Origin of the sequence: Luteococcus peritonei (assembly GCF_039526385.1) — a bacterium.
Taxonomy (GTDB): Bacteria; Actinomycetota; Actinomycetes; order Propionibacteriales; family Propionibacteriaceae; genus Luteococcus; species Luteococcus peritonei.
On the sequence record NZ_BAAAIX010000001.1, the window covers coordinates 46722 to 69284 of the forward strand.

Below are 22563 nucleotides of genomic sequence, written 5' to 3' on the forward strand. Positions count from 1 at the left end.
TCGGGGCCCGTCGGCTGCGCACCACCCCGGTGCTGAGCGTCGGCATCGACATCGGCGGCACCAAGGTGGCCGCCGGTGTGGTCGACGAGGACGGGCAGATCCTGCGTCGCCTGCAGCGACCCACCCCCTCGCGCAGTCCACAGGCCGTCGAGGACGCCATCGTCGACGTGGTGGGGGAGTTGTGCCGAGACCACCACGTGGAGGCCGTCGGCATCGGCGCGGCCGGCTGGGTGGACACCGACCAGGCCGTGGTGCGCTTCTCGCCCCACCTGGCCTGGCGCAACGAGCCGCTCAAGGCGCGACTGAACCAGCGCATCGCGCTCCCGGTGCTGGTGGACAACGATGCGAACGCGGCCGCCTGGGCGGAGTTCCGCTTCGGCGCGGGCCGCAATGCCAAGGTCATGGTCTGCCTCACCCTGGGCACCGGGATCGGCGGCGCCCTGATCATCAACGGCAAGCTCTTCCGCGGCCGCTACGGCATGGCCGGAGAGTTCGGCCACATGGGCGTGGTGCCGGAAGGGCACTGGTGTCCGTGCGGCAACCGTGGCTGCTGGGAGCAGTACGCCTCCGGCAACTCCCTGGTGCGTGACGCGAAGGCGCTGCTGCGTGAGAACTCGCCGCAGGCCAGCGGCCTGATGGAGCGGATCGGGGGAGACATCGACGCGCTCACCGGCCCCGACGTGACCGCCGCGGCCATGGCCGGTGACCAGATGGCCACCGAGCTGATCAGCGACGTGGGCACCTGGCTCGGGCGCGGGATCGCGGACCTGGCCGCCGCCCTGGACCCGGACCTGTTCGTGGTGGGTGGCGGCGTGAGCGCCGCCGGGGACCTGTTGCTGCGGCCCGCGCAGCATGCCTTCGACCGCACGCTGACCGGCCGCGGCTTCCGGCCCCCGGCCCGGCTGGTGATCGCCGAGTTCCGCAACGACGCCGGCCTGGTCGGGGCTGCGGACCTGGCCCGCCACTCGATCGCCGAGCCGCCGGGCTCGGATCGCGGCTTCTGGCCCCGGCGGCGCCACAGCAGCGGCCGGCTGCGCCGACTGCGTGACAGCCTGCTGGTGGAGCCGGGCAGGGTCTGATCAGACCCTGGCGCCGTCGTCCCAGGGATCGCGGGGAGTACGCGGCAGGTTGAGCAGCAGCACCGCGAGGCCTACCGCGAAGGCGGCCACCGCCCAGCGTCCCCAGTGGCGGCCGAGGCCCAGGTCGAGACCGAGCAGTCCCAGCAGACCCAGCAGGATGCCGGCTCCCAGCAGCAGCGAGCCCACCAGCACCGCTCCCCGCGGGCGCGGCAACGGTGACGGGCTGGGCGGCACGAAGGGTTCGTCCGGCTCGTCGCCAGAGGCCTGCTCCATGGCGCGGGACAGGTTGAAGGGCTCCGCGTGGTCCCCGCGCGTGCTCTCCTGCGGCCTCCCGGCCGAGTCCTCGGGGCTCTCGGGCGGGGCTGACGGACGACGCCGGGGGCGGCGGTCACGCTCGACGCGGGCCACGTCGTCGTCGCTGGGCCCGGCCGAGAAGGACGGGTCGTCGCCGAACTCGGCCCGCATGATCTGCTCGAAGCGGTCGCCGGTCTCCTCGGTGCTCACGGCTCCAGCCTAGGTCGTGGCGGCCATCCGCCCCAGCCCGTGCGCCGCGGCTCGTGGCGGCGCCGGGCTGCCCTAGGGTGGTGGCGTCCGAGGAGGAGAGCCGTGTGGTACCAGCTGTTCGAGCACCCCAGGGGCGTCATGCACGCCCCGGGCGCCATCAGTTCCACGGGGCAGCGGTCCGGCGCGGTGCCGGCCCCCGAGCAGAAGCAGGTCCAGCGGTGAGCAGCGACATGACCGAAGCACCCGGCACGCTCGCGCGGGTGCGCCAGGCGGTGAGCCAGGCCGCCGACCAGGTGGGCCCCCACCTGGAAGGCGCCGAGCACATCCCCTCCGAGGGAGGGGCCATCCTCGCCTTCAACAATGTCTCGCCGCTGGAGTGGCTGCGGACCCAGGTGGACGGTCGACGGATCACCTTCGTGGCCGAGGACGCGGCTCCGGCCGGGTTGCGCAGTTGGCTCTCGCGCCGTGGTCGCGGCGCGCGCTGGCCGCAGGAGACCGACGAGTTCGGCGACGCCCGTCGGCTGCTGGAGGCCGGCGAGCTGCTGGGGGTCTTTCCCGAGGGGCCGCGCTCGCCCGACGGTGACCTCTACCGGGGTCAGCCCTTCACCGCGCGCCTGGCCCTGGCCCACCCGGTGCCGCTGGTGCCCGCCGCCGTGCTCGTGGACCGCTCTGCCCTGGGGCGGGCCGTGGCCCCCCGGATCAGGATCGGTGCCCCGCTCGACATCGAACGCTTCCGTGGCCTGGCCGAGCACGAGTGGGCGGTCCAGGCCGTCACCGACCTGCTGATGGAGGCCATCGCCGAGCTGTCCGGCCAGACCTACCACGACGTGCCCAGTGGGGAGCGTCGGGTGGCGCTGCACGAGCAGCGACGCCGGGCCAGCGCCGAGGTGAAGGAGCAGGCCGCGCGTCGTCGTGCCCAGGAGGCCGCCCGGGTGGAGCAGCGTCGAGCCGACCGCGCCGCGGAGGCGGCCGAGCTGGCGCAGGCGCGGATGCTGGCCGCGCAGGCCGCGGCCGACCACGCCCGGCGGGCCGCGGAGGCCGACCGCCGGCGCCGCGAGCAGGTCCGCCAGGTGCGCATGCCCGCCGCCCCCGAGCGTGCTCCGCGTGACCTGCGCGCCCCCGTGGAGCACCGGCCCGAGGCGGAGCGGGACTGAGCCTTGGCCAACCTCCGCCGCCAGGACGACGAGGTCCTGCAGCCCGTCTTCGCGGTGATCGCCACCTTGCGCTGGATCCTGCTGGTCCACGCGCTGGTGGTGAACCACCTGCGGATGGGCGAGGTGCAGCGCCCGGTCCTGCTGGTGCTGTGCTGCGCGGTGATGGTGGCCTGGACCGCTGTCGCCGGGCTGGCGCAGAGCCGTGGGCACAGCCGGACCCGCCAGGTGGTGGCCGCGGACCTGCTGGTGACCTTCTGCCTGCTGGCAGTGGGGCGCCACGTCCTGGGCCGGCCCGCGCTGGTGGCCACCTATCTGCCGGTGCCGGTCTACTGGACGGTCGTCTCCCCACTGGTGGTGGCCGTCTGGCGGGGCCGATGGTGGGGCCTGGCCGCCGCGGCGCTGCTGAGCCTGGTCAAGTTCGTCCAGGAGCCGCGTCCGGACCCACGGGTCTGGGACGCCATGGTTCTGACGGGAATGTGCGCCTGGGGGCTGGGTGCCGTCGTCGACACGCTGCGCGAGTCGGCCGAGCAGCGCGAGCTGGAGCGCACCAGGACCGCCGCGCTGGCCGAGCGGGACCGGCTGAACCGGATCGTGCACGACGGCGCCCTGCAGGTGCTGGCGATGGTGGAGCGCGAGGGTCCTGAGCTGGGTCCGCGGGGGCAGCACCTGGCCGAGCTGGCACGCCAGCAGGAGGTGGTGCTGCGCAAGCAGCTGCAGGACCGGGGCACCACCGCCGTGGGCGAGGAGTCGGCCGTCGGTGCGCCGGTGCAGGCCGAGGTGGACGTCGCCGCCCTGCTGGAGGCCCATGCCGGCGAGCGGGTGACCGTCTCGGTGGTGGCCGACCAGGTGCCGATGAGCGCCCGTCGGGCCCGGGAGCTGGAGGCCGCGGTGGCCGAGGCCCTGTCCAATGTGGTCAAGCACGCGGGCCCCGGGGCCAGGGCGTGGATCCTGCTGGAGACCGAGGGCGACCAGATGATCATCTCGGTGCGGGACAACGGCGTCGGGATGTCGCGTGAACAGGTCGATCGCGCCTTGTCGGGTGATCGGCTCGGGATCCAGAATTCGATCCTGGGCAGGATCGCCGAGGTCGGGGGAGAGGCCGTTGCGCGCTCCCAGCCCGGCCGTGGTGTGGAGTGGGAGTTCCGGATTCCCCTGGAGGAGGACTGATGGCTGCACGGCGTCGTGTGATGCTGGTGGACGACCACCCGATGTGGATCGACGCGCTCAGCGAGGACCTGCTCGGTGAGGGCTTCGAGATCGTGGCGGTGGCCCACGACGGCGAGCAGTGCCTGCGCCGGGCCCGTGCCACCCGCCCCGAGGTGGTGGTGATGGACCTGCGCATCCCCGGCCCCGACGGTGCCAGCTGCATCGAGACCCTGCTGCGCGAGTTCCCGGACATGCATGTGTTGGTGCTCAGCGCCTCCGGCGAGCGCGATGACGTGCTGCGCGCGGTGAAGGCCGGGGCCAAGGGCTACCTGGTGAAGTCGGCCTCCCGGGCGGAGGTGCTCGACGGCGTGCGACGCACCGCCGAGGGCGACGCCGTCTTCACCCCCGGCCTGGCCGGGCTGGTGCTGGGCGAGTTCCGGCGGATGGCCACCGTCGCGCACCAACGCAACGAGGAGGGACCGCAGCTCACCGCCCGCGAGATCGACGTGCTGCGTCGGGTGGCCAAGGGGATGGCCTACCGCGAGATCGCCGAGGAACTGTTCGTCAGCCACCGCACGGTGCAGAACCACGTGCAGAACGTGCTGCGCAAGCTGCAGCTGCACAACCGTGTCGAGCTCACCCTGTACGCCATCGAGCAGGGCTTCGGCGAGGAGGACCCGCAGCCCTGAGCCGGCCTCCCCGGCGCCGTGGACGCGGCGGCGCGGCCCGCTGCACGCTGGGTAGGCTGTGGCGCATGTCACCACACGTCCCGTCGCTGGAAGAACTGCACGCCCTGGGCAAGGTCCAGCAGCCGACCTATGAGGACCCCGCCGAGCTGGCCCAGGTGCTCGACCAGCTCCGCAAGCTGCCGCCGCTGGTGTTCGCGGGCGAGTGCGACGAGCTGCGCGAGAACCTGGCCGAGGTGGCCGAGGGTCGTGCCTTCCTGCTGCAGGGTGGCGACTGCGCCGAGACCTTCGACCAGGTCACCGGCGACAACGTCAAGGGCAAGCTGCGCGTGCTGCTCAGCATGGCCGTGGTGATGACCTATGCCGGCCAGGTGCCGGTGGTGAAGGTGGGCCGGATCGGCGGGCAGTACGCCAAGCCTCGCAGCAAGGACAGTGAGACCCGCGAGGGCGTGACCCTGCCGGCCTACCGAGGTGACGCGGTCAACGGCTTCGACTTCACCCCCGAGGCCCGCCGCCACGACCCGAAGCGGTTGCAGCAGGTCTACAACGCCTCCGCGGCCACCCTGAACCTGGTGCGCGCCTTCGTGAAGGGCGGTTTCGCCGACCTGCGCACCATCCACTCCTGGAATGCCGACTTCGTGCGCAATTCCAATGTGGAGAGCCGCTACGAGGCGCTGGCCGACGAGATCGAGCGCGCCCTGGCCTTCATGGTCACCTGCGGCGTCGACGACTCGACGCTGTCCGGCGTCGACTTCTACTCCAGCCACGAGGCGCTGCTGCTGGACTACGAGCACGCCATGACCCGGATCGACTCGCGCTCCCAGCTGCCCTACGACACCTCCGGCCACATGGTGTGGATCGGCGAGCGCACCCGCCAGCTCGATGGTGCCCACGTGGAGCTGCTGAGCCACATCCGCAACCCGATCGGCATCAAGCTCGGCCCCACCTCCACCCCGGAGGATGCGCTGGGCCTGGCCGACAAGCTCGACCCCGACCGGATCCCGGGCCGGATCAGCTTCATCACCCGGATGGGCGCGGCCAATGTCCGCGAGAAGCTGCCGCCGCTGGTGCGCGGGATCGAGGCCTCCGGCCGCAAGGTGGTGTGGGTCTGCGACCCGATGCACGGCAACACCTTCGAGGCCGCCAACGGCTTCAAGACCCGCTCCTACTCCGACGTGGTGGAGGAGCTGAACGGCTTCTTCGACGTGCACCACGAGCTGGGCACCTGGCCCGGCGGCGTGCACGTCGAGCTCACCGGTGACGACGTCACCGAGTGCGTCGGCGGCGCCTTCCAGCTCTCCGAGTCCGACCTGGTGAACCGCTACGAGACCACCTGCGACCCGCGGCTGAACCGCAACCAGTCGCTGGAGCTGGCTTTCATGGTGGCCGAGCGGCTGAGCGACGGCCGCATCGAGCGCCCCAACCTGATCGACGAGTTCCGCAACCTGGACTTCTGAGGAGGGCCATGATCGACCTGCGCTCCGACACCCTCACCCGCCCGACGCAGGCCATGCGCGAGGCGATGGCCGCGGCCCCGGTGGGGGACGACGTCTACGGTGAGGACCCCACCATCGCGGAGCTGGAGGCGCGGGTGGCCGCGCTGCTGGGCCACGAGGCGGGCCTGTTCACGCCCACCGGCAGCCTGGCCAACCTGCTGGGTGTCTGGCTGCTGGTGCCGCCGGGCGACGAGCTGCTCTGCGATGAGCAGGCCCACGTGGTGCGCGCCGAGATGGGCGCCCACGCCCAGCTGCACGGCATCACCACCCGCACCTGGAGCTCGGCCGACGGGATCGCGGATGCGGCCACCGTCGCGGCCGCCATCGCCCCGGACAACGGACCCTTTTTGGTGCGCACCGCGGCGATCGCGATCGAGAACACGCACAACTTCGGTGGCGGCACCGTCCATCCGGTGGAGCTGCTGCGCGAGATCCGTCAGGTGGCGCAGGCCGCCGGCCTGCCGATGCACCTGGACGGTGCCCGGCTGTGGAATGCCCACGTCGCCACCGGCACCCCGCTGCAGGCCTATGGCGAGCTCTTCGAGACCGTCAGCGTCTGCCTGTCCAAGGGGCTGGGCGCCCCGGTGGGTTCGGTGCTGGTCTCCAGCGCGGAGAACACTGCGCGCGCCCGGGTGCAGCGCAAGCGGCTGGGCGGCGGTTGGCGCCAGGCCGGGCTGCTGGCCGCGGCCGGGCTCTACGCGCTGGACCACCACGTCGAGCGGCTGGCCGAGGACCATGCGGCGGCACGAGTCCTGGCCGAGGCTGCTGCGCTGGCCGCCCCGGGCTGCGTCGAGCCGGAGCTGGTGCCCACCAACATCGTCGTGCTGCGCACCGGGCAGCGCGCCGCCTCCGAGGTGGTGGCAGCCGCCGGGGAGCGGGGGATCGCGGTCTCCGCGGTTGGCGCCCACCTGGTGCGCGCCGTCACCCACCTGGACGTCCAGGCCGAGGAATGTCGTCGTGCCGGGCAGGTGCTGGGCGAGCTGCTGGCCTGAGCTCAGCCCCGCAGGCTGAGCAGGTCGCCGGGCTGGCAGTCCAGCGCCCGGCAGATCAGCGTCAGCGAGGTGAAGCGCACCGCGCGGGCCCGGCCGTTCTTCAGCACCGACAGGTTGGCCAGGGTGATGCCCGTGATCGCGGAGAGCTCGGTGAGCGTCATGCCGCGGGCGGCGAGCAGCTCGTCGAGGTGCACCTCGACGGCGTGGTCGCCCTCCTCCTGGCTCATACGGTGGCCTCCAGCTCCTCACGCATCGGCACGGTCTGACGCAGGATCCTACCGATGGTGAGCAGGCCGAAGCCGCCGATCACGATGGGCCAGCTCCAGTCCAGCTGGGCGACGAAGCCGCGCGCCAGGTCGTGGCCGGGCACCACGTGGTGGACCGCCAGGCTCTTCATGGCCGCCACCAGCACGGTGAGCAGGGTCCAGCCGGCCAGCACCCAGCGGCCCAGCCGCTCCAGCTCGTCGGCCAGGGGGCTGGTGAACAGCCCGGTGCGACGTGCCCGGCCGATGGCCCGGTGGATCAGCAGCAGGAAGCCGGCCGCCCAGCCGAACCAGAGCAGCCCGGGCAGGGAGACCAGCGCCCCGTCGAGCCAGGACATCGACTGCGGGCACAACCGCACCTGGTCAGTGGCGCCGACGGTCAGCCCGGGCGCCAGGGTGGCCTCGACGGGGGCCTGGGAGGCCGGCAGCCCGGCTCGGGGCGCGTCGAAGCAGCCGTCGCTGAAGCCCCAGACGCCCAGGTGGCCGTGGCCCACCAGGAAGGGCAGGCCCACCCGGTAGACGGCGTAGCCGATCATCAGCAGCCCGGCCAGCCGCAGCACGGCGTCGATCGGGCGCAGCGGGTCGGACTCGTGGATGGCGGAGGACGGCGACATGACCACTCCTTATCGATAGTCGATGTTATCGAGAAACGATAAGAATTCTGGCGGACTGCGTCAAGGGCTTCTCGACAGGCCTTGTCCGAGCGGCCAGACTGGGGGACATGAAGATCACACAGCTGGGACATTCCACGGTGCTGGTGGAGACCTCCGAGGTGCGCCTGCTGATCGACCCGGGCAACTTCTCCGACGCCTGGCACGGGCTCACGGACCTGGATGCCGTGCTGGTCACCCACCTGCACCCCGACCACGCCGACCCGGAGCACCTGCCGGAGCTGGTGCGCGCCAACCCGAAGGCCCGCGTGCTGGTGGAGCCCGGCGTGCTGGAGGCCGTCGACCTGCCCACCGGCGAGGGTCTGGTGGCCGACAGCCAGGTGCAGCTGGGCGGTGTGAAGGTGAGCGCCGTCGGCGGCACCCATGCCGTGATCCACCGTGACATCCCGATGATCGGCAATGTCGGCCTGGTGCTGGAAGCGGAGGGCGAGCCCACCTTCTTCCACCCCGGCGACTCGCTGGCCACCGTCCCGGCCGGCATCGACCTGCTCGGCATCCCCGCCTACGGTCCGTGGGCCGCCATGAAGGAGACCATCGACTTCGTGCGCGACGTGGACGCCCCGCAGGGCTTCCTGATCCACGACGGGCTGCTCAACGAGCGCGGCTGGAAGCTCTCCTTCGACCGGATGGGTGACCAGACCTCCACCAAGGTCTGTGACCACCGCGACGGCACCGCCTTCGAGGTCACCGCCTGAGGGCTCAGATCACCCACAGGGTGACGGTCGAGCCCTGCTTGGCCAGCTTGCCCTGGGTGGGGCTGGCCGCCTTCACCTTGTCATCGCGCAGCCACTCCGGGGTGGCGTGCACCACGCTGACCTGGAAGCCCTTGTCCTTCAGCGCCTTGGTGGCGGCCGCCTCGCTCTGACCGGCGACGGCGGGCACCGCCACCATCACCGGTCCCTTGGAGACCACCAGGGTGATGGTGTCGCCCTTCTTGCCCAGGCCCTCGCGCGGGTCCTGGGAGATGACGCGGCCGGCGGCCACCTTGTCGTCGTTCTTCTCGCTGGTCTTCACCGTGAAGCCGGCGTTCTGCAGCGCGGTGCGCGCCTGGTCAGCGGACTTGCCGGTGAAGTCCTCGACGGGCACCGGCTGCGGCCCCTTGCTCATCACCAGGTTGATCCGGGTGCCCGGCTTCAGGCTGGTGCCCGGCGACTGGGAGACCGTGGCGACGATGCCCGCGGGCACGGTCTCCGAGTACTTCTCGCCCACCTCGCCGACCACCAGTTGCGCGTCGGTGATCGCCTTGCTGGCCTGCTCCCGGTTCAGGCCGACCAGGCTCGGCATGGCATGGCGCTCCGGCCCGCGGGAGACCACCACCTCGACAGTGGACTCCTTGAGCACCTTCTCTCCGGCTGCCGGGTCGGTGCTGATCACGGTGCCCTTCGGCACGGTCTCGGAGTACTGCTGCACCACCTCGGTGGTGAAGCCGTTGGCGCCGGCGATGCGCTGCGCCTCGGCCTGCCTGGCGCTGGTCAGCGCCGGCATGGCCGTGTAGCGGCCCTCCGCGTACCAGTAGGCACCCAGCGCCAGGCCCAGCGCGAGCAGCAGGGTGAGCAGGCTGAGCACCACGGCGCGTCGACGCCGCAGCACCCGGCGACGACGCTCGGCCGCCAGGTCCGGGCCCCCGCGCACGGCGCTCGCGCCGGAGGGACGGGCGGGGGAGACAGGGGAGCGAGGGGCCCATCCGGCGTCGGGACCTGCCGCGACCGGCTCCCGGTGGGCAGAGGACGACTCCGGCACGTGGGGCTGTTCGGCCCGCGGCTGCCCCAACAGGGCCGCCTGCTGCCCGGTGGGCGAAGAGGCGGCAGCACCGACGCCGATGGCCGCGGCCGCCGCGAGCCCACCGGCCACGCCGGAGGCCGGCAACGCCGGTTCGGCCTGGCGCAGCTGCACCACCTCGGTGCGCTCCTCGACGGCCGGCTGGACGGCGGTGGCGGGTTCGGCGGCGCGCATCGAGGCGCCCATCACACCGGTCAGCTGCGGGTCGTCCAGGATGCCGTGGCCCAGCGCCTTGCGGGCCTGGCGCACCAGGTGCAGCAGCTCACGGCCGTCGCGTGGTCGCAGCGCCGGGTCGCGTCGGGTGCAGGCCACCACCAGCTCGTCCAGGTAGGGCGGGATGATGCGGCGCGAGTCCATCGAACGCGGGTCGTTGCCGGCCAGCAGCGTCGAGGGCGCCGGGATGTCGTTGTGCACGTGGGAGTAGGCCACCTGGATCGGGGTCTCACCGGCGTGCGGCTTCTTGCCGGTGAGCATCTCGAAGAGCACCACGCCGGCGGAGTAGACATCGCTGCGGGCATCGGCGCGCCCCGAGGTGACCAGCTCGGGCGGCAGGTAGCTCACGGTGCCGATCAACAGGCCCTGGGTGGCGGTGGCGGTCTGGGCGGTGATGGCGCGGGCCAGCCCGAAGTCGGCCACCTTCACCTGCCCCCGGTCGCTGATCAGCACGTTCTCCGGCTTCACGTCGCGGTGCACCAGGCCCGCCTCGTGGGCGCTGGCCAGCGCGCTGGCCAGGCTCTCCATCATGTCGAGGGCCCGCAAGGGCGGCAGCGGGGCCTCGCGGGTGATCATGTGGCGCAGGGTGCAACCGGTGACGAACTCCATCACGATCCAGGGCCGGCCGTTCTCCATGCCCTGGTCGAAGACGCTGACCACGTGGGGATTGGACAGGGTGGCGGCGGATCGCGCCTCGCGGTCGAACTTGCGCGCGAAGTCGGCGTCGTCGCCCAGCCCGTCGTGCATCACCTTGACCGCGACCGTGCGCGTCAGGCGGCGGTCCTGCGCGCGGTAGACGGTGGCCATGCCGCCACGAGCCAACCTCGAGAGGATCTCGTAGCGACCGTCCAGCAGGCGCCCGACCAAGGGGTCGCCAGTGCTCGGTGAGGTCACGACAGCTCCAGACACGGTATGGGGAAGAGAAGGCCGTGCAGCCCTTCGAGGCATGACGCCTCAGTGACGAAGTGTAGGCGGTGGCAGGTGCGAATCGGAGCAGCCCGGGCCGAGTTCTCCCCGTCACGGCACCCCCGGCCGTATCCTTGGCGCGTGACTGCACTCATGGGACTGACCGGCCGCCTGCGCGTGGCGAAGCTGCACCTGATCACCGACGTGCGCTCCGAGCAGGGCGACTTCCGCGACTTCGTGGTGGCTGCGCTGCGCGGCGGCGTCGACATGCTGCAGGTGCGTGACGCCCGGGCCGGGGAGGACGAGCTGCTGGAGGCGCTGGAGATCGCGCGCTCGGCCGCCAACCAGGTCAATGCGACCGTCGTGGTGGGCCGCAATGCCGCCGTCGCCCGCCGCTTCGAGGCCGACGTGCTGCACCTGGGCGCCTCCGACCAGACCGAGGGCGCCCGTACCGCGGTGCACGCCTACGGCCTGCTGGGGCGCTCCGTCCACGACGTCGAGGATCTCACCGCGCCGCAGGCCGACTACCTGTTCGTCGGGCCGGTCTTCGACGCGGACCCCACCGACGAGCTGCAGATGCCGGGCCTGGAGCTGGTGCGCCGTGCCGCCGAGCTGCAGCCGGTCGACGACCGCCAGGCCACCCCGTGGTTCGCCGTGGGTGGCATCACGGCGAAGAACATCGAGCAGGTGGTGGAGGCCGGAGCGCTGCGCGCCGCGGTCTCCTCGGCGATCACCGCCGCCGACGACCCCGAGACCGCCGCCGCCGGGCTGAAGCTGGTGCTGCAGCAGGCCTGGGACGCGAACCCGGCGATGGAGTCCTATGCCATCGGGTCGTTGGGCGGCGGCAACGCCCGACTGCTCACCGACACCGCCGAGTGAGGCTCTCGCCCCGCTCCCGCCTGGTCTTGGGCCTGCTGCTGCTCGCCCTGCTGGGCCTGGCCTGGTTGGCGCTGCCGGGTGGTGGCGGGAGGTCGGCGGATGACGCCTCCGGCCAGCGCACCGGCAGCAGCCGCAGCACAAGCTCGAGCCGCTCCGGTGGCCAGGCCGGATCGTCGGTGGGCAGTGGCCTGCAGCCCGGCAGCACCGACCCCGACAGCGGCCTGCAGGTGGTCGCGCTGGACCAGCTCCCGGCGCAGGCGGCCCGCACCGTCGAGCTGATCCGCGCCGGTGGCCCCTTCCCCTATCGACAGGACGGCGTCGTCTACCACAACGCCAACCGGGTGCTGCCGCGCAAGGCCGACGGCTACTACCACGAGTACACGGTCAAGACGCCCGGCCAGTCGAGCCGCGGTGCGCGGCGCATCGTGCACGGCAACGGCGACGAGTACTACTGGACCCAGGACCACTACGACAGCTTCCGGAGGATCGCATGAGCCCCCAGCTCCCCGACGGCGTCCGCCACGTCGAGATCGACCTTCCCGCCGGCCGCCGCGAGGCGGTGACCGCTCTGGTGCGCGCCCTCGGCCTCGACGAGCTGCTCGGCCTGGAGGCGGGAGCCCACGGCACCGGGCTGGACGCGCTGGCCGATGCGCTGAGCGAGCTGGAGGCGCCCGTCGTGCTGGTGCTGCGCGACTGGCAGGAGATGGCCTGGGCCGATCCCGAGGGCTGGCAGCAGCTGCGCGAGGTGCTGGACCGGCGCGCCACGAACCGGCTCGAGAACTGGCAGGGCAGCATCGAGCTGCCCGCCTTCGGCGTCGAACCGGCCTGAGACCAGGGCTCCCGGTTCAGCAGGCTCAGAAGTTGCGCTTGACGCAGGCCTGGGCCAGCGCGGTGAGGGCGGTCCGGCCCTCCTCGGTGACCCGGGCGGCGTCCAGCGCCTCCATCGCCTGCTGGTAGGCGGCGTCGATGGTGGCCTCCACCGCCTCCTTGGCGCCCGAGGCGGTGATGATCTCGCGTCCCCGGTTCACCTGCTCGGAGGTGAGGGAGTCGTCACCCAGCATCGCGTCGAGCTCCGCGGCGGCCGAGGCCTCGGAGCGGGCCAGGGCGTGGGCCACCAGGACGGTGCGCTTGCCCTCGCGCAGGTCGTCGCCGGCGGGCTTGCCGGTCAGCTCCTGGTCTCCGAAGATGCCCAGCAGGTCGTCGCGGAACTGGAAGGCGCGCCCGATCGGGGAGGCGAAGCGGGCCAGCTGGTCCAGCAGCTCCTGGTCCGCGCCACCGACGGCGGCACCGAACTGCAGCGGGCGCTGCACGGTGTAGCGGTTGGTCTTGTACTCCACGACGCGGTTGGCGGTGGCCAGCGCCTCGTCCAGGCTGCCGGTGAGCGGCGCGGACTGGGCGGTCACGTCGAGGAACTGCCCGCAGGTGACCTCGGTGCGCATCGCCTCGATCAGCGGGCGGCCGCGGCGCAGCTCGTCGTTCTGCAAGCCGGAGCGGGAGAGCATCTGCTCGCTCCAGACCAGCAGCAGGTCGCCCAGCAGGATCGCCCCGGCACGGCCGAAGGCCTCGGCCTGGCCGCGTCCCTGCCGCTCGGCATGGCCGGCGGCGAACTGCAGGTGCGCGGCCGGCACCCCGCGTCGGGTGTCGGAGGAGTCCATCACGTCGTCGTGCATCAGCGCCGAGACGTGCAGCAGGTCCAGGCTGGCCACGGCCCGCACCAGGGCCTCGTGGTCGGTGGGCATGCCGCCGGCCGCCACCCGTCCCCAGTAGCCGAAGGCCGGGCGCAGCCGCTTGCCGCCGCCGGTGAACAGGTGCGCCAGCTCCAGCGGCAGGTCGAGCTCGGGGCCGATACCGGACAGCTCCGCGGCGCGCTCGTCGAGGAAGGTGGTGATCGCCTCCCCGACGGCCTCACGGAAGCTGGCGCCGACGGGGTCGGCGGGGGACAGAGGGTGCTGGATGGCCACGGCCCGAGCCTATCGGGCGTGGCCAAGCCGGTCACCGGTGGTCACAGCCCCTGCGGGCGCCAGTGTCCGGGCCGACCGTCCACGTCGAGGATGGTCAGGCGCTGCGTCGGGCGGGTCAGCGCCACGTAGAGCACTCGCTCGCGGCCCGGGGTCTGCTCGACGATGTCGTCGGGCGAGACCACCAGGACGCCGTCGTACTCCAGTCCCTTGCTCTCCAGCGGCGTGATCAGCACGCAGCGCTCCAGGTTCTCCACCAGCGCTGGCTGGCCGGAGGCCCCGCGGCGCACCTGGGCCATCAGCGAGGGCGGCACGATGATGCCGATGGTGCCGGCCACCTGCTCGGCCAGCGTCGCCACCTCGGCGCCGATCGCCTCCAGCAGCTGCTCGCGCCCGCAGACCGCCAGCCGCGGCTGGTGGCCGGTGGAACGCACCGCGTGCGGCAGGTCCGCCTCCGGGAAGACCGGCTCGATCACCCGCGCGGCCAGGTCGAAGACCTCGGCAGGAGAGCGGTAGTTGGTGGACAGCCGGAAGGAGCGGTGCGGGGCGGAGCCGATCAGCTCGCGCATCACCTGCTCGGTCTCGGTCGGCACCGGCCAGGAGGACTGCGCCGGGTCGCCCACCAGGGTCCAGGAGGCCTGCGGGCCGCGACGGCGCAGCATCCGCCACTGCATCGGCGTGATGTCCTGCGCCTCGTCCACCAGCACGTGGGCGAAGGTGTTGTGCGGCTCGTCGTCCAGACTGTCCTCACGCTCGTCGCGCAGCAGGTCGGCGGTGGTGACCAGCTCGGGCACCGCCTCGCCGCCCTCGACGAAGATCGGCTCGTCGCGCTCCTCCTCACGCGGGGCCGGCCCGATGATGCTGACCAGCTCGTCCAGCAGGGCCACGTCGGCCACGCTCCAGCCGGCGCTGGTGGCGGACTCCTCGTCGCGCTCGACGGCGAAGGAGGCCGCCAGCACCTGCCGCTCGTGCTCGTCGAGCAGGTCCCCCGCGACGCGGCCCAGCAGCTCCGCGTCGGCGCAGCGCGCCAGCACCCGGGGCGCCGAGAGCATCGGCCACCAGGCATTCATCAGCATCTGGAAGGAGGCCTGGCCGGTGACCAGGTCGGTGAACTGGTCACGGTCCAGCTCGTGCTCGACGGCCACCTCCTCGGGGAATCGGCTCCACAGCGAGTTCACCACCGCCTGCTCCGCCACCTCGCGGGAGCGGTTGTTGCGGTGGTTGGACAGGATGTCGGCGCGCATCCGGCGCAGCTTGTCGGCGCCCAGGGTGAGCACCTCGCCCTTGACGCTGACCCGCAGGGTGAGCGCCTCGTCGAACTCCACCAGGGGAGCGACCACCAGCCGCTTGAGCAGCGGCAGCATCCGCAGGCTGCCCTTGACGGTGGCGGCCTCGGCGGAGTCCACCCGGTCCACGGCCAGCCGCAGCACGTCGCTGGCCACCGCGCCGATCGACTTCAGCGTCACCGAGTCCTCGCCCAGGCTGGGCAGCACGCGCTCGATGTAGTTCATGAAGACGCTGGAGGGGCCCACGACGAGCACGCCGCCCTTCTCCAGCCGCTTGCGGTTGGAGTAGAGCAGGTAGGCCGCGCGGTGCAGGGCCACCACCGTCTTGCCGGTGCCGGGGCCGCCCGCGATCACCGTGACGCCCTGGTAGGGGGCGCGGATCGCCTCGTCCTGCTCGCCCTGGATGGTGGCCACGATGTCGCGCATCTGGTGGCCGCGGGCGCGGGTCAGGGCGGCCATCAGGGCCCCCTCGCCGATCACCGGCAGGTCGGTCTCCACCGAGCCGTCCAGCAGGTCGTCCTCGATGCCGATCACGCGGTCGTTGCGGCAGCGCAGCACGCGGCGTCGGACGACCTCCATCGGGTTGGCCGGGGTGGCACGGTAGAAGGCCTCCGCGGCCGGGGCGCGCCAGTCGATCACCAGCGGTTCGTAGTCCTCGTCGCGCACGCCGATCCGGCCGATGTAGCGGGTCTCCGGGGTGGTCAGGTCGAGTCGGCCGAAGACCAGGCCCTCGTGCTCCGCGTCCAGCACGGCCAGCCGCTTGGCGGCCTGGAAGGCGAAGGCGTCGCGCTCGAACAGGGCGGTGCCGTCCTCCTCGCGCATCCAGTTGCCGCGGTCGGTGACGAACTTGCTCTTGCCCTCGGCCTCCACCTGCCGGGCCGACCGGGTGGCCACCTCCAGCTGTTCGTGGACGCGGTCCACGTGGGCCTGCTCGATGGCCATCTCGCGCTCGACCGAGGCCTGTGCCTCGTCCTGGCCGTGATGCTGTTCGCCCTGCTCTGGGAGATTCAAGATGGGGATCCTCACTAAGACTTGCCGAGCCACTTTACGCCCTCGCCACGGCGCTGGCGATCCCGCAGCACCGCGCGGGGCGATGATCAGCCCGGGTTCAGCCCGCGACCCGGGCGGCAGCGGTGGGACGGCGCCGACGCGGCAGCTGGGGAGGGTTCTTGTTGGTGGGGCGGATGTCGGTGTCGGTGAGGTACTCGTGGATCTCGTAGACCGCCAGTGCGCCGCTGAGCAGCTCGGCCCAGGGCTCGCCGCCGGCATGGCTGGCCGCCGAGGCGTGCCAGTGGCCCTCGCCGCCCAACCGGGGACGCTGCTGCCAGGCCCGCCAGCTGTTCGGCGCCAGGCCCCAGGCCAGGTCGGGGCGGGGCCGGTTGTGGTCGTGCACGGTCTCCACCACCCGGCCGTCGCCCAGTGGGCGGCGCCAGGTGACCACGGGGGTGCCGGCGGTGTGGTCCACCACCTCGACGATGCCGGGCGTGGCTGTCGCCTCCTCCACGATCCGGTGGGCGACGGTGGGGGCCAGCGCCGGCCGGCCCAGCCGCCGGCCCAGGAAGCCCTCCGGCAGCACGGGCAGCGCCTCCAGCTCGGCGTCGGCCTCGGCCGGTCCGCTGCCGCCCAGTCGGCTCAGGTCCGGTGTCCCGGTGCCCAGCAGCGGGGTGGGCTGGCCCACCCGCTCGACGCCGCGCAGCGTCAGCCGCTCGCTGAGCAGCTCCAGCAGTCTAGAGGCCCGCACCGGGGCCGGCTGCTCGGCGGAGAGGTCCACCAGCTGCCAGGAGCCGAAGCGCCGCAGCACCGCCAGGCGCACGGCCAGCAGGGCCGGGTTGCGGCCCGGCGCGGCACCGCCCAGCGCCGCCTGGCTGCGCACGATGCAGGCCAGGTGGGGGTCGCCGGCGCGGTCGGCCAGCTCGTCGACGCTGCGCTCGGCCATCAGCTGGGCCCGGGTGGTGCGGTCGAAGGTGTCAGGGCCCACCGGGCGCTCCAGCCCGGCCATCCGCAGGTGCTGCCACAGCTCGTCCAGTTCGTCCAGCAGGGCGGTCCAGCGCGTGGCCGCCTCCGACCCGAAGGCCAGGGCGACGGCATGGAACTGCCCCCCGCGTTCGGTGGGCAGGCTCAGCTCGCGACCGTCGGCGAAGCGGTGCAGCTGGTCGGGGGCGGCCACCAGGTCGAGCCGGTGACGGGCCAGCTCGGCGTCCAGCGCCCGGCCGGACTTCTTGAACAGGTCGCGCCAGGCGGCCGGCAGCAGGAAGGTCTGCGGCAGCTCGTCCACCGCCACGCCCAGGTGGCTGCGCGCTGCCCAGTGGCCGCCGTCGGGCAGCCCGGCGGCATCGAGCACCACCTCGTGGCCGGCCTTCGCCAGCCGGGCGGCGGCGGCCATTCCGGCCAGGCTGGCGCCGTGCACCCGGACGCGTCCGGGCAGGTAGGTCTCGCTCACAGGCCCGGCTCCTGCTGTCCGCGACGCAGCCGTGAGGTGACGCGGCGCAGGCCGCGACGCACCTGGTGGTAGACCACGGCGCACAGCACCAGGCCCACCAGCAGCAGCAGGCCGGCGATCACGGCGGCTGCGGTGGGGTGGGCGGCGGCGATCGCCAGCACGGTGACCAGGCTGACGTCATTGGCCACCGAGGCGGTGACATTGCTCACCGGCTCGGGGGAGGTGTTGATGGCCATCCGCAGGCCGGTCTTCGACAGGTGGCTCAGCAGGGCGGTGGTGCCGCCCACCGCCGCCAGGGCCAGCGTGGTGAGCGAGTCGGTGGAACCGGCCACCAGGGCGGCGATCACAGCGCCCGCGATCGGGCGGATCAGGGTGGAGACGGTGTCCCAGGCGGAGTCCACCATCGGGATCTTGTCGGCCACCAGCTCCAGTGCGGCCAGCACCCCGGCCACCGCGAGCACGTCGGTGCGCTGGAAACCGGCCGGCACCTGTGCCAGGTCCGCGAAGCGGCCCAGCAGCCCCAGCACGAAGACCGTCGCATAGGCGTTGATGCCACAGGCCCATCCGGAGGCGAAGGTGAGGGGAAGCAACTCCATGGCGTCCAGACTAGGTCAGTCGCGCCGTCCGCCCGGACACCCTCGCCGCCCCAGCGGGGCAGGTCCGGCTCACCAGGTCCAGTCCAGGGTGTGGGTGCCGGGGCTGGCCGTGGGCACCACGACGTGGAGGTGGTACTGGGAGACCATCACAGACTGCACCACGGGCAAGCTCTGGCCGTCGGGGTCCAGGAAGCACCGCTCGACGTGGCGGGGCATCCTGCTCTCGAAGCGCGCCTCCAGCACCAGCATGTCCACCGATCCGCCCACCAGCCGTCCGAAGCGGGTGCACGGCTCGGCGGCATCGCCCAGGTAGTGGGTGCGGTGTTCGGTGAAGACCGTCTCGCCGCGATGCAGCGGCCGGGGCAGCAGGGCCTCCACCACCAGGATCGAGCTGCCCGGCACCGGGACGGTCTCGCCCAGCCGCAGTGTGGCGAGCGCCTCCACCTCGGCCGCCTGGCCGTCCTCGGGACGCACCACGATGCCCCAGCGGTCCACCCCGTCCACCTCGGCGCGGATCACCTGGCGGGTGGAGCAGTGGCGCTCCTGCCCGCTGGCGTCCAGCAGGTTCGTGTCGTGCACCAGCATCCGCCGGTGCTGGCCGGGATAGTTCAGGCCCATGTCGCGCAGCACCTGGGCCAGTGCCCCGGCGTCGGGCACCAGCCGCTCCAGCACGGGGGAGGGCTGCGAGCCCAGCGCCTCGGCCAGGTGGCCAGGCTCCACCTGCAGCACCCGCTCCAGGCTGTGCACCATGTCGAGAGAGCGACCGCGGGTGGGCCGGGAGCGGCCGGAGGCCCAGTAGCTCAACGTGGCGACGGAGACATCCAGGCCGAGGGCCTGCAGGTGCGCCCGGATCCGGTGCAGGGACAGGCCACGCTCGGCGATCGCCAGGCTGAGCCGTTCGGCGAACAGGTTCGGGACGCTTGAGGGATCGCTGTCTACCACTGCCATGCCACCCCGTGGATACCGGTGACGGCGTCGCTGAGCACCACCTGCACCTGCTTGCCGTCCACCGGCACCGGGCTGCCGGGCAACGGTCCGTGCTCCCTGATCGTGCCGCGCGGGTCATCCTGGCTGGTGCGAAGGTAGCGGGTGGCGCGTCGCGGCGGCTCGCCCTCGAAGATGATGGTGGCAACCTGGGTGCGGTGCAGATTGGGCAACGAGCGCTCGAAGAAGGGTTGGGTCTCCTGGCTTGGCGTCGAGTCGATCCGGTAGGAGACGAACTGCTGGGCGCCACGTCGCAGTTTGCGTGGCAGCAGCATCTCGGCCACCACCAGCCGGGCGCTGGGCACCTGCACCACCTGGCCCAGCAGACAGCCGGTGAGTGCCTGGACCGAGGGTGCCTGCGCCAGTTCGGTGTCCTGTCGCGAGACGATCGGGAAGCGGCTCCAGCCATCCTCCTCGCTGCGCAGCAGCCGCTGCAACAGGACGCTCCTCTCGGCGCGGTTCGGTGCGATGACCACCTCGTCGAGGCTGATCACCCCGGTGAAGCGCCGCTCCAGGTCCAGGCCCATCGAAGCCAACGCCTGGGTGACGGTCTCGTCGTCCGGCATCACGCTGTGCGGGTCCCAGCGGGTGAAGGCATCGCCGGGCAGGGCGCCGATCAGCCGTCCCGGGGGCAGCTGCAGGATCTTCTCGAGCTCCAGCAGGGCCTTGCGGGAACGGGCCCGGGTGGGCAGCGAGCGGCCGGTCTGCCAGTAGCTCAGAGTCGCCGAGGAGACCGGTGTCCCGGCGGCCTGCAGCCGGGCCTGCAGCCGGGTCAGGGTGAGGTCCTGGCGGGCCACTGCCTCGGAGAAGATGCTGGCGAAGTCCTCGGGCTTGCTCGGGTCGGGGGCGGGAGGGGTGCCCACTACAGGTCCTCCGCCCTGGTCGGAGGCTGTCCGGCCATCCGCCAGGTGAGATGGTGCAGCCCGGCGGGGGCATCGGCGAGAGCAACCTGGAGGTGGGGACTGGGCTCCAGCTCGCGACGAACCCACTCCTCGCGGGGGGTGTTCTGGCAAGGAGCGTAGAAATAGGCCGCCTGGGCCGGGGGCTCGCCGTCGAAGCGGGCGTCCAGCACCAGGAATTCCGCAGCGGCTGGCAGCGATCGGGCAGCGCTGTCGCCTGGCCTGTCGTACTGCCACAGCACCTGGTACTCGTACAGGTGCAGGTCTCCCCGATTCAGTGACCGGGGGAAGACCAGCTCACCGGCCACCAGCTGGTCCTCCTCGACCACCTTCATCTGACCGATGACGCAGCCATGCCCGGAGCTGAGCAGCGGGGTACCGTCGTCGGGGTCAAACTGCGAGAAGACGGCCGGGACGTGTACCAGCTCGTCGTCCTCGGCACGCACCAGGTGGCGCGAGGTCTGCACCTGCAGGGTGCGGTCCGCGTTGAGGTGGAGGCTGTCGTGCAGCTGCAGGGTGCGCATGTGCCGGTTCAGGTCCAGGCCCATGTCGTCGAGGATGAGCTGCACCTTCTCCTGCAGCGGCAGCACCCCCTTGGGGTCCCAGCGCCGGAAGCTGTCACCGGGGAGAGCGCTGACCAGGTGGCCGGGGCGCACCTCGAGGATGGTCTCCAGGTGCTCGAGGGCCTTGAGGGAGCGGGCCCGGGTGGGCAAGGAGCGCCCGCTCTGCCAGTAGCTCAGCGTGGCGATCGAGACCGGCGTGCCCTGGGCCTTGAGCCGGCTGCTGAGCCGCTCCAGGGTGAGGTTGCGGTGCTGCACCGCCCGGGTCAGGACCTGGGCGAACTCGTTGGGCGCGTGCTGGGTCATGGTCGGGTCCTGGGGTGCTCGGGGGCGGCGGGGGCTGGGCGGCGGGTCACCAGGTCCACCCCATGCCGTGGCTGCCCGGTGCGGGATCGGTGAGCACCATCTGGACGTAGCAGGAGACCGCCAGCTGTTGGTTCATCGGGGCCCCGTTGCCGGAGACGTCACGCCGCGGCGACATCCAGTAGTTCACCTCACGGGGCAGGCCGTTGTCGAAGTGCAGGTCCATCACCTGGTAACGCACCGGGCTGCGCAGTTCCCGGGCGAAGCCGGGGTCGAAGTCGTCGGCGGTGTCCCAGCTGATCTCGTAGTCCATCATCGCCAGCTCGCCATGGCGCAGCGGTCGGGGCAGCAGGATCTCGCCCACCACCAGGCCGTCCTCCTCGAACTGCACCACACGACCCAGACTGCAGCCCACACCGGCCTGGATGGAGGGCGGGACGTCCTCCGGGCTGGACTGCTGGAAGGCCAGGCCGAAGCGGTCCAGGCCGTCCACCTCGGCGCGGATCAACTGGCGGGTGGTCTCGGTCTGGACATGGTTGGCTCGGTCCACGTGCAGGCTGTCCTGCACGGTCAGGGTGGTGTAGGGGCGACGTGGATCGATGCCCATCTCGCGCAGGATGCCGTCGATCTGCTCGTCGCGCGGCAGCCGGGTGACCGGTTCCCAGCGGCTGATGGCGTCGCCGGGCAGTGCGCTGGTGAGGTGACCCACCGGGACCCGCAGGATCTTCTCCAGTTCGGCGATGGCCTTGAGCGAGCGGTTGCGGGTGGGCAGCGAGCGGCCGGTCTGCCAGTAGCTCAGCGTGGCGATGGAGACCGGGGTGCCTGCGGCACGCAACCGCTGGCTGAGCCGGTCCAGGGTGAGGTTGCGGCGTGCGATCGCCTTGGACAGCACATCGGGGAAGTCAGGCTGTCCGGTGCTGCTGGAGCGGTGGTCGGGGCTCGGCATGGACCCATTGTCACCCACCCGTGAGGATGTGGTCGTCGAGGCTCGCCCTCGGACAGTAAATCCACACCTGACGCCGGTGATCTGCCGTCCTGCAAGGGGATCTGTCCTCCCATTGACGTTTTGTCGGCAGGCCTGTCTATAGTTGTCCTTGCTCGAACGGATGTTCGATTGGAGGTCTTGCGCAGGGCCTCCGCGCGCGCTGGGGAAGGTTCGCAGACGCATCCGTGAGGGCATCCGGGCACGCCCGGCGCGGACGACCTCGACCCCCGTCCGTGCCGGGTCTGCCAGGCGCAGCCGGCATGCCGCTGCGTCCCGGGGTCGAGATCCGTGACGGGGTGTGGCCGAAAGGGATGCTTGTGCGCAGGCATGACGAGGTGATCGAGGTCCGCCAGGGCCGCATCGGCGAGGGCATCGCCGGTCTGGAGCCGGCCGTCGACCCGCAGCTGGCCGAGGGGCCCAGCCAGTTCCTGTGGCGTGACCGCCTGTGGCGGGTGCTGCAGGTGCAGGCGCGCTGGGTGGAGTCCGGTGCCTGGTGGGACTCACCGGGGGTGCGTGCCGCCCGCGGCGACTGGGAGCCCGCGCCGCAGGAGGCCTTCTCGCCGCACGAGGGTGCGGTGACCGCACCGGAGCCGGGCCACGCCGCGACGGCTGCCCTGGCCGACGACGACCTGCTCTGCGAGCAGGAGGTCTGGCGGGTGGAGGCGGCCTGCGGCCGGATGTTCAGCCGCGGGGTCTACGAGCTGGTGCACGTGCTGGGCAGTGACGGCTGGCGGCTGCGGACGGTGATGGACTGATGTCCGTCCGGATGCTGCGCCCCGGCCTC

General features: G+C 72.2%; 23 protein-coding genes and 1 pseudogene. 11 read left to right on the forward strand and 13 right to left on the reverse strand.

Annotation, left to right across the window (positions count from 1 at the left end):
• Positions 1-29 precede the first annotated feature (29 nt).
• On the forward strand, positions 30-1079 hold the full coding sequence (locus ABD073_RS00260) for an ROK family glucokinase (protein WP_343871776.1): 1050 nt from the start codon (positions 30-32) through the stop codon (positions 1077-1079).
• Here the strand turns inward: ABD073_RS00260 and ABD073_RS00265 are convergent, their stop codons facing one another.
• Positions 1080-1583 carry a hypothetical protein gene (locus tag ABD073_RS00265; protein ID WP_343871690.1) on the reverse strand — a complete coding sequence of 168 codons (504 nt, stop codon included), beginning with the start codon at positions 1581-1583 and terminating at the stop codon, positions 1080-1082.
• A gap of 230 nt (positions 1584-1813) precedes the next feature.
• On the opposite strand from ABD073_RS00265, the gene ABD073_RS00270 reads away from it, so the two are divergent.
• From ABD073_RS00270 to ABD073_RS00290, 5 genes are all read left to right on the forward strand, one after another.
• A complete protein-coding gene (locus ABD073_RS00270) occupies positions 1814-2737 on the forward strand; it encodes a lysophospholipid acyltransferase family protein (RefSeq protein WP_343871691.1) in 924 nt (307 codons plus the stop codon).
• Positions 2738-2740: 3 nt separating this feature from the next.
• Positions 2741-3904: a MacS family sensor histidine kinase gene (macS, locus tag ABD073_RS00275; protein WP_343871692.1), complete on the forward strand. Its 1164-nt coding sequence runs from the start codon at positions 2741-2743 to the stop codon at positions 3902-3904.
• Positions 3904-4572, forward strand: coding sequence for a response regulator (locus ABD073_RS00280; RefSeq protein ID WP_343871693.1), 669 nt, complete (start codon positions 3904-3906; stop codon positions 4570-4572). The genes macS and ABD073_RS00280 overlap by 1 nt, the downstream gene beginning before the upstream one ends.
• A gap of 65 nt (positions 4573-4637) precedes the next feature.
• Positions 4638-6026: a class II 3-deoxy-7-phosphoheptulonate synthase gene (locus ABD073_RS00285; RefSeq protein ID WP_343871694.1), complete on the forward strand. Its 1389-nt coding sequence runs from the start codon at positions 4638-4640 to the stop codon at positions 6024-6026.
• Positions 6027-6034: 8 nt separating this feature from the next.
• Positions 6035-7057: a threonine aldolase family protein gene (locus ABD073_RS00290; protein ID WP_343871695.1), complete on the forward strand. Its 1023-nt coding sequence runs from the start codon at positions 6035-6037 to the stop codon at positions 7055-7057.
• Positions 7058-7059: 2 nt separating this feature from the next.
• On the opposite strand, the gene ABD073_RS00295 is transcribed toward ABD073_RS00290, so the two are convergent.
• Both ABD073_RS00295 and ABD073_RS00300 read right to left on the reverse strand, forming a co-directional pair.
• Positions 7060-7284: a helix-turn-helix domain-containing protein gene (locus ABD073_RS00295; RefSeq protein WP_343871696.1), complete on the reverse strand. Its 225-nt coding sequence runs from the start codon at positions 7282-7284 to the stop codon at positions 7060-7062.
• The gene (locus ABD073_RS00300) at positions 7281-7934 is read right to left on the reverse strand and encodes a hypothetical protein (protein ID WP_343871697.1); all 654 of its coding nucleotides are present in this window, start codon (positions 7932-7934) and stop codon (positions 7281-7283) included. Before ABD073_RS00300 ends, ABD073_RS00295 begins: the two co-directional genes overlap by 4 nt.
• Before the next feature lie 107 nt (positions 7935-8041).
• Here ABD073_RS00300 and ABD073_RS00305 point away from each other — a divergent pair, with 107 nt between their 5' ends.
• Positions 8042-8686, forward strand: a complete 645-nt coding sequence (locus ABD073_RS00305; RefSeq protein WP_343871698.1) for an MBL fold metallo-hydrolase — start codon at positions 8042-8044, stop codon at positions 8684-8686.
• Between the two features lie 4 nt (positions 8687-8690).
• Here ABD073_RS00305 and ABD073_RS15515 read toward each other — a convergent pair whose 3' ends face one another.
• Positions 8691-8882, reverse strand: a complete 192-nt coding sequence (locus ABD073_RS15515) for a PASTA domain-containing protein (protein WP_417498562.1) — start codon at positions 8880-8882, stop codon at positions 8691-8693.
• A 21-nt stretch (positions 8883-8903) separates the two neighbouring features.
• Positions 8904-10877: pseudogene (gene pknB, locus ABD073_RS00310) on the reverse strand (Stk1 family PASTA domain-containing Ser/Thr kinase); the annotation flags it as partial.
• A 153-nt stretch (positions 10878-11030) separates the two neighbouring features.
• Here pknB and ABD073_RS00315 point away from each other — a divergent pair.
• The 3 genes from ABD073_RS00315 to ABD073_RS00325 are packed head-to-tail and all read left to right on the forward strand — an operon-like array spanning position 11031 to position 12597.
• Complete coding sequence (locus ABD073_RS00315) at positions 11031-11768, forward strand: thiamine phosphate synthase (RefSeq protein ID WP_343871701.1); 738 nt, start codon at positions 11031-11033, stop codon at positions 11766-11768.
• Positions 11765-12262: a guanyl-specific ribonuclease gene (locus ABD073_RS00320; protein ID WP_343871702.1), complete on the forward strand. Its 498-nt coding sequence runs from the start codon at positions 11765-11767 to the stop codon at positions 12260-12262. Before ABD073_RS00315 ends, ABD073_RS00320 begins: the two co-directional genes overlap by 4 nt.
• Positions 12259-12597, forward strand: a complete 339-nt coding sequence (locus ABD073_RS00325) for a barstar family protein (RefSeq protein WP_343871703.1) — start codon at positions 12259-12261, stop codon at positions 12595-12597. The genes ABD073_RS00320 and ABD073_RS00325 overlap by 4 nt, the downstream gene beginning before the upstream one ends.
• Before the next feature lie 25 nt (positions 12598-12622).
• Here the strand turns inward: ABD073_RS00325 and ABD073_RS00330 are convergent, their stop codons facing one another.
• The 8 genes from ABD073_RS00330 to ABD073_RS00365 form a co-directional block, all read right to left on the reverse strand.
• Entirely contained in the window at positions 12623-13723 is a 1101-nt protein-coding gene (locus tag ABD073_RS00330; protein WP_343871777.1) for a polyprenyl synthetase family protein, read from the reverse strand.
• Positions 13724-13770: 47 nt separating this feature from the next.
• Complete coding sequence (locus ABD073_RS00335; protein WP_386751648.1) at positions 13771-15954, reverse strand: HelD family protein; 2184 nt, start codon at positions 15952-15954, stop codon at positions 13771-13773.
• Between the two features lie 166 nt (positions 15955-16120).
• Positions 16121-17452 (reverse strand): hypothetical protein, encoded by a 1332-nt coding sequence (locus ABD073_RS00340; protein ID WP_343871705.1) that lies wholly within the window; start codon positions 17450-17452, stop codon positions 16121-16123.
• The gene (locus tag ABD073_RS00345; RefSeq protein WP_343871706.1) at positions 17449-18048 is read right to left on the reverse strand and encodes a DUF4126 domain-containing protein; all 600 of its coding nucleotides are present in this window, start codon (positions 18046-18048) and stop codon (positions 17449-17451) included. The genes ABD073_RS00340 and ABD073_RS00345 overlap by 4 nt, the downstream gene beginning before the upstream one ends.
• Positions 18049-18117: 69 nt before the next feature.
• On the reverse strand, positions 18118-18996 hold the full coding sequence (locus ABD073_RS00350) for a hypothetical protein (protein WP_343871707.1): 879 nt from the start codon (positions 18994-18996) through the stop codon (positions 18118-18120).
• Positions 18984-19895, reverse strand: coding sequence for a hypothetical protein (locus ABD073_RS00355; RefSeq protein ID WP_343871708.1), 912 nt, complete (start codon positions 19893-19895; stop codon positions 18984-18986). Before ABD073_RS00355 ends, ABD073_RS00350 begins: the two co-directional genes overlap by 13 nt.
• Positions 19895-20797 carry a hypothetical protein gene (locus ABD073_RS00360; protein WP_343871709.1) on the reverse strand — a complete coding sequence of 301 codons (903 nt, stop codon included), beginning with the start codon at positions 20795-20797 and terminating at the stop codon, positions 19895-19897. The genes ABD073_RS00355 and ABD073_RS00360 overlap by 1 nt, the downstream gene beginning before the upstream one ends.
• Positions 20798-20843: 46 nt before the next feature.
• Complete coding sequence (locus ABD073_RS00365; protein WP_343871710.1) at positions 20844-21740, reverse strand: helix-turn-helix transcriptional regulator; 897 nt, start codon at positions 21738-21740, stop codon at positions 20844-20846.
• A gap of 350 nt (positions 21741-22090) precedes the next feature.
• Between ABD073_RS00365 and ABD073_RS00370 the strand changes: the two genes are divergently transcribed.
• Entirely contained in the window at positions 22091-22534 is a 444-nt protein-coding gene (locus ABD073_RS00370) for a DUF6504 family protein (RefSeq protein WP_343871778.1), read from the forward strand.
• The last annotated feature ends 29 nt before the right edge of the window (positions 22535-22563 follow it).

Bases quoted from the DNA above. Each gene is read 5' to 3' on its own strand.
- ABD073_RS00360 (WP_343871709.1), bottom strand. From the start codon at position 20,797: ATGACCCAGCACGCGCCCAACGAGTTCGCCCAGGTCCTGACCCGGGCG.
- ABD073_RS00325 (WP_343871703.1), top strand. From the start codon at position 12,259: ATGAGCCCCCAGCTCCCCGACGGCGTCCGCCACGTCGAGATCGACCTT.
- ABD073_RS00350 (WP_343871707.1), bottom strand. From the start codon at position 18,996: ATGGCAGTGGTAGACAGCGATCCCTCAAGCGTCCCGAACCTGTTCGCC.
- ABD073_RS00335 (WP_386751648.1), bottom strand. From the start codon at position 15,954: ATGGCCATCGAGCAGGCCCACGTGGACCGCGTCCACGAACAGCTGGAG.
- ABD073_RS00300 (WP_343871697.1), bottom strand. From the start codon at position 7,934: ATGTCGCCGTCCTCCGCCATCCACGAGTCCGACCCGCTGCGCCCGATC.
- ABD073_RS00345 (WP_343871706.1), bottom strand. From the start codon at position 18,048: ATGGAGTTGCTTCCCCTCACCTTCGCCTCCGGATGGGCCTGTGGCATC.
- ABD073_RS15515 (WP_417498562.1), bottom strand. From the start codon at position 8,882: ATGGTGGCGGTGCCCGCCGTCGCCGGTCAGAGCGAGGCGGCCGCCACC.
- ABD073_RS00285 (WP_343871694.1), top strand. From the start codon at position 4,638: ATGTCACCACACGTCCCGTCGCTGGAAGAACTGCACGCCCTGGGCAAG.
- ABD073_RS00295 (WP_343871696.1), bottom strand. From the start codon at position 7,284: ATGAGCCAGGAGGAGGGCGACCACGCCGTCGAGGTGCACCTCGACGAG.
- ABD073_RS00270 (WP_343871691.1), top strand. From the start codon at position 1,814: ATGACCGAAGCACCCGGCACGCTCGCGCGGGTGCGCCAGGCGGTGAGC.
- ABD073_RS00305 (WP_343871698.1), top strand. From the start codon at position 8,042: ATGAAGATCACACAGCTGGGACATTCCACGGTGCTGGTGGAGACCTCC.
- ABD073_RS00365 (WP_343871710.1), bottom strand. From the start codon at position 21,740: ATGCCGAGCCCCGACCACCGCTCCAGCAGCACCGGACAGCCTGACTTC.
- ABD073_RS00290 (WP_343871695.1), top strand. From the start codon at position 6,035: ATGATCGACCTGCGCTCCGACACCCTCACCCGCCCGACGCAGGCCATG.
- ABD073_RS00280 (WP_343871693.1), top strand. From the start codon at position 3,904: ATGGCTGCACGGCGTCGTGTGATGCTGGTGGACGACCACCCGATGTGG.
- ABD073_RS00370 (WP_343871778.1), top strand. From the start codon at position 22,091: ATGCTTGTGCGCAGGCATGACGAGGTGATCGAGGTCCGCCAGGGCCGC.